At 63.0% G+C, this 4,932-nt stretch carries 4 protein-coding genes and 1 pseudogene; 2 read left to right on the forward strand and 3 right to left on the reverse strand.

Going from position 1 to position 4,932, the window contains the following annotated elements; translation table 11 throughout:
• Nucleotides 1–173 (forward strand): annotated as a pseudogene (locus tag WAO18_RS08025) (isocitrate lyase); the annotation flags it as partial.
• Between the two features lie 27 nt (nucleotides 174–200).
• Here the strand turns inward: WAO18_RS08025 and WAO18_RS08030 are convergent.
• From WAO18_RS08030 to WAO18_RS08040, 3 genes are all read right to left on the reverse strand, one after another.
• Nucleotides 201–1,595 carry a fatty acid desaturase gene (locus WAO18_RS08030; protein WP_422205342.1) on the reverse strand — a complete coding sequence of 465 codons (1,395 nt, stop codon included), beginning with the start codon at nucleotides 1,593–1,595 and terminating at the stop codon, nucleotides 201–203.
• A 15-nt stretch (nucleotides 1,596–1,610) separates the two neighbouring features.
• Entirely contained in the window at nucleotides 1,611–2,705 is a 1,095-nt protein-coding gene (locus WAO18_RS08035; protein ID WP_422205344.1) for a ferredoxin reductase, read from the reverse strand.
• Between the two features lie 276 nt (nucleotides 2,706–2,981).
• Nucleotides 2,982–3,881: an NAD-dependent epimerase/dehydratase family protein gene (locus WAO18_RS08040; protein ID WP_422205346.1), complete on the reverse strand. Its 900-nt coding sequence runs from the start codon at nucleotides 3,879–3,881 to the stop codon at nucleotides 2,982–2,984.
• Between the two features lie 137 nt (nucleotides 3,882–4,018).
• Here WAO18_RS08040 and WAO18_RS08045 point away from each other — a divergent pair, with 137 nt between their 5' ends.
• Entirely contained in the window at nucleotides 4,019–4,774 is a 756-nt protein-coding gene (locus WAO18_RS08045; protein WP_422205348.1) for an SDR family oxidoreductase, read from the forward strand.
• The last annotated feature ends 158 nt before the right edge of the window (nucleotides 4,775–4,932 follow it).

Genomic DNA, 4,932 nt, shown 5'->3' on the forward strand with positions numbered 1-4,932 from the left:
CGACCGAGGACAACATCTATCAAACCGAGAAGATGAAGTCGCACGGCATTTTCAGCAACGTGTACCAGGAGGTCGGCGAGATCATCGTCGCCGACGTGAACCAGGCGCGCATCGACGAGCTACTGAAGTCCGATCGCGAGGCGCTGAAAAAGCTGATCGCCAAGCAGGACTAGCGCTCGAGACGCCTTCCAGTTTCGGCTTCAGTCCTGACCACGCGGGGGCGGTTGCACCTCGACACCGCTTGAATCGTGCTCGGGACCGGCCGCGGGGTGTTCGGCTGGCACGCGATCACGGAATCGGCTGCCTTCGCCGGGGCCTTCAGGGGCGGGGCGGCCGTCCTCGCTGCGGTATGGCCCGGGCTTTGGCCGGGGCTTTCCTCCAGGCAACGCCAGACGGAATATGCTGCGGTGCACCATCAACCACTGTTTAGAGAATCGGCCGGAGTTGTATGGCAGCTCGTAGCGCTCGCATATGTCTTTGATCTTCGGTGCGATTTCGGAGTACCGACTGCTCGGCATGTCCGGATACAAGTGATGCTCCACCTGGTAACCGAGGTTGCCGCTGATGACGTGAAACAGTGGGCTGCCATCGATGTTCGCCGCGCCGACCAGTTGGCGCAAATACCAATCGCCACGCGACTCGTCCTCGACTTCTTCTTGGCTGAAGGTGTACGTCTGGTCGGGGAAATGCCCGCAGAAGATGATGGCGTGCGCCCACACATTGCGGATGATGTTCGCCAGAGCATTGGCGCCCAGGGTCCGCAAGAACGTACTTTCCACTCCCGGCGCAACTCGGTCGAGGAAATCGGCCGTCGCCCCGAGGCGGCCCTTGCGCGATATCTGGCGTAACCGCTGGCCGACACGGGACGTCGCCGGCTGGTCTATCCGGCCGCCCAGGATCAGTTGGGCCACGGCGAATGCGCCAGCGCTGATCAACGGCCAACCGAGGTAATCCTTTTTGATCTGCGAGCGCGCCTTGACGCCAATGTCTTTGAGGTCCTTCCGGACCTCCGACCACGGCTTCTCGCCAGCCCGGATAGCCTCGATGTCCATGTCGTGAACCGCCACGCCCCACTCGAACAGCAACGTGAGCAGCAGGTTGTACAGCGGCTGACCTAGGTACCTCGGGGACCACTTTTGGTTGGGATCGATCCGCATGATCTCGTAGCCGAGATCCTTGTCCTTACCGCGAATGTTGGTGTAGGTGTGGTGAATAAAGTTGTGCGAGTGCTTCCACGACTCCGCGCTGGATGCGGTGTCCCAGTCCCAGACCGACGAATGAATGTCGGGATCGTTCATCCAATCCCATTGGCCGTGCATGACGTTGTGGCCGATCTCCATGTTCTCCAGGATCTTCGCCATACCAAGACAGGCGGTACCAAGCACCCAGGCGGTTTTGGAGCGCGAGCCCAGCAGCAGCACCCGTCCGACCACCACGATCTGTCGCTGAACAGAGATCACCGTCTTGATGTAGTGCCTGTCCCGGTCGCCGAGATCGGCAAACACCTCGTCGTGAATCGCGTCCAATTCCTTCGCGAGCTTTTCGCGCTCTTGTTCCCCTAGATGGGCTAGCGGGCTATCCACAGCAGTACTCACTGCGACTCCTTCCGGTCAGAGTTCCAGTTCAACGTCGCCTTCGGCGGTATTGATACAGATGCGCACATCCTGTTCGGTGGGCTCACTGACGTCACCGGAGCGCAGATCACGCAGCTTGCCCGATTTGAGGGTGCCTACGCATGTATGGCAGATGCCGATTCTGCAGCCGTAGGCGAGTTTCAGGCCGGCTTCCTCACCGGCCTCCAAAATTGATGTGCCGCCGTCACATTCGACCTTCTTATCGGAATCGAGAAAGTTGACTTCGCCGCCTTCACCCGCGTTGCCTTCGCCGATCTTCGGCTGGAACCGCTCGTAGTGCAGACGATCTTGGTCGCCGTTGGCATTCCAGTGCTCGATCAGCGCGTCGAGCATTTCTTCGGGACCCGAGCAGAAGGCTTCCCGTTCGCGCCAGTCCGGACAAACTTCATCAAGGTCGCCTGGCTGGAGCCGTCCGCGATCAGACGTCAGGCGCAGATCCAGCCGCATCTGCTCGTGGCGATGATCGAGATCCTCAAGGACCGATAGGAACATCACCTGCTCGCGGGTACGAGCCGAGTGGATGACTACGGCGTCGCCCAGCTCACCGCGACGATCAAGGCTGCGGAGCATACTCATGATCGGCGTGATACCACTGCCGGCGCTGATGAACAGCAGCTTGGACGGCAGCGGGTCAGGCAGCGTGAATACGCCTTCGATCTCGCCGAGCCGTACCAAGTCCCCGGGCTGAATCTTCTGCACCAGGTAGGGCGATACCGCGCCGTTGTCCACTTTCTTGGGGGTCACGCTGATCAGACCGTCGTCGGGCACCGGGTCCGAGGTCAGCGAATAGGCGCGCCAGTGGTAGACACCGTCGATAACCACGCCGAGACGCACGTATTGGCCGGGCTTGTGACCTGGCCATTCATACCCCGGCTTGATCAGAACACTGGCGGCTTCCGATCCTTGCGCCTCGACGCGCTCGACCTTGCCGCGCAGCTCCTTGGTAGTCCAGAGCGGATTGATCATCTCGAGGTAGTCGTCCGGCTCCAACGGCTTGAAGAGCAGGCGCACGGCTCGTAAGAACAACCGGCGCCCGCGTGGAACCTGGGGTGAGGCACCGCGTTCTGCCATAAGTCATACAGTACACAGTTGTACACTGAAATCAACCAGTATTTTGTAATTATGTGTCGTACAAGCGGATTCATCTGTACGCAGCGGTGATTACCCGTGAACGCATGTTCACAGTTTGCTACTGAAGCTATGTGAAATAAAATTTACCGAGGCCACTTAGGGCGTGCCCGGCCTCGGCGCTGCGCAAACATCGATCCGGCAACCCGCAATGCGGGATGCGCGGGCAGAACGCGCTGACGCGCCCGACGGATCGCCAGCCAGGAGGCGTGGTCAGGACTAGGCGACAAGCTCCGGGTGGAACTTGGCCGCCATCCGGCGTAGGCCGTCCTGCCAGTCGACCGTGCTGGCACCGACGAGCTCGTGCATCCGTGCCACGTCGGTGGGGTTGCCGCGCAGCGCTTGCGCGCTCTCCTCGAACACCGGGTCTTTGCCGACCAGTGATCCGAGGAAGCGGCACCACTCCTGCAGGCTCACGGTCTGGTCGCCACACCAGTTGACCGTGGTGGCCGGCACCGACGCCGCCGCAAGCAGCTTGGGGATCGTCGCGATGATGTCGTCCTCGTGAATTGGGTTGTAGCTGGCCGGAACTCCCGCGGGCACCGGAATCGGGATACCGGCCAGCATCATCTCCATGTGATAGAACGGCCACCCGCCGTTGTCGCCATACGGGACGTTGAGCCGGGCGATGACGGTGGGCATGTTCAGAGCGCGCGCCATCGTCCGGGCGACGACTTCGCCGGCGATCTTGGAGATGGAGTAGGTCGGGAACAGCGGCTTGTGGTTGTCGCCCAGCGCCGCGCGCTCGGTTCGCGGCTCGTCGTCCGGAGGGTCGTAGACCGCGGCCGACGAGCAGTGCAGAAATCCTTTTGCGTTGCGGCAGTGGGCCATCAAGAGGCCGACCGACTCGGCGTTGGCGCCAAGGTCCTTGTCCCAGTCGCCGCTCTTGGCCACCGCCAAGTTGAGCACGTAATCGAAGTCGGATGGCAGACCGCCGAACTCCCCGGCGGCCAGGTTGACCGTCTCGCACCGGATGCCGGCCTTTTCGAGGGCTTCACGCGCCGCCGCATTGGTGAACCGGGCGATGCCCCAGACCTCATTGTCGACTGCCAGAGCCTGGGCGATGGGACTGGCAACTTGTCCGGTCGGACCGGTGATCAAGATCTTTGCGCCGCGCATCTGCCGATCGTATGCCCAGGTTCACCCGCCGTCGGCGTTCACCCCCAACAGCAATCTCGGCCAACGTGGAACAAGTAAGTACACTGATCAGTTTACTAGCGAGGTAGGAGAAACCCACCAGCTAGGAATCCAGCGCTATGTCTTCTGTCCTCGTCACCGGCGCCAGCCGCGGAATCGGCCGCGCGATCGCCATCGAGTTTGCCCGCCGCGGTCACCGCGTGATCGGTACCGCCCGTGATCCGCGTTCGCTTGATGACCTCGACATCGACCAACGTCTGGCCCTGGACGTCACCGACGACGCCAGCGTGACCGCGGCGTTCGCGGCCGCGGGCGATGTCGACATCGTGATCGTCAACCCCGCCGAAATCTTCTACGCCGCCGTAGAAGCCATACCGCTGCCCGAACTGCTACGACTGTTCGACCTGAACACCGTCGGCGCGATCCGGGTCGCGCAAGCCGCGCTACCGCAGATGCGCGCTCGCGGGAACGGCAAGCTGCTCTTCATGTCCAGCATCGTCGGGCGCGTCGCGTTACCGCTCGGCTCGGCCTACGCAGCGACCAAGTGGGCCGTCGAAGCGCTGGTGGAAACTCTCGCGATCGAGGTGGCTCCGTTCGGCGTTCAGGCGACGCTGCTCGAGCCGGGGGCGGTGAGTTCGGGCGCGCTCGACGACGTGACCTCCTACGTACTGCCCGGCGACCCCTACGCCGGGCTGGCGGGCGACGCCGATTTGCGCGCCGCGATGATCACCCCCGAGCAGGTTGCAAACGAGATCGCCGACGCCGCCGAAAAGCCGGATCTGCCATTGCGGATTCCGATCGGCGATCCCGCGCGCGCAGTGCTGGCGGCGCGCCGGGCCGCCCCGGACGACGTCCCGTTCGTGCCTGCCGGCTAGGGGCGATCGCCAGCTCGGCGAAGCCGGGCGCAGCGGGTCGGCCCCATGAGTTAGGGGCGATCGCAAGCTCGGCGAAGCCGGGCGCAGCGGGTCGGCCCCATGAGTTAGGGGCGATCGCAAGCTCGGCGAAGCCGGGCGCAGCGGGTCGGCCCCATGAG

The sequence above is a fragment of the Mycobacterium sp. genome (assembly GCF_049278535.1).
Lineage (GTDB): Bacteria > Actinomycetota > Actinomycetes > Mycobacteriales > Mycobacteriaceae > Mycobacterium.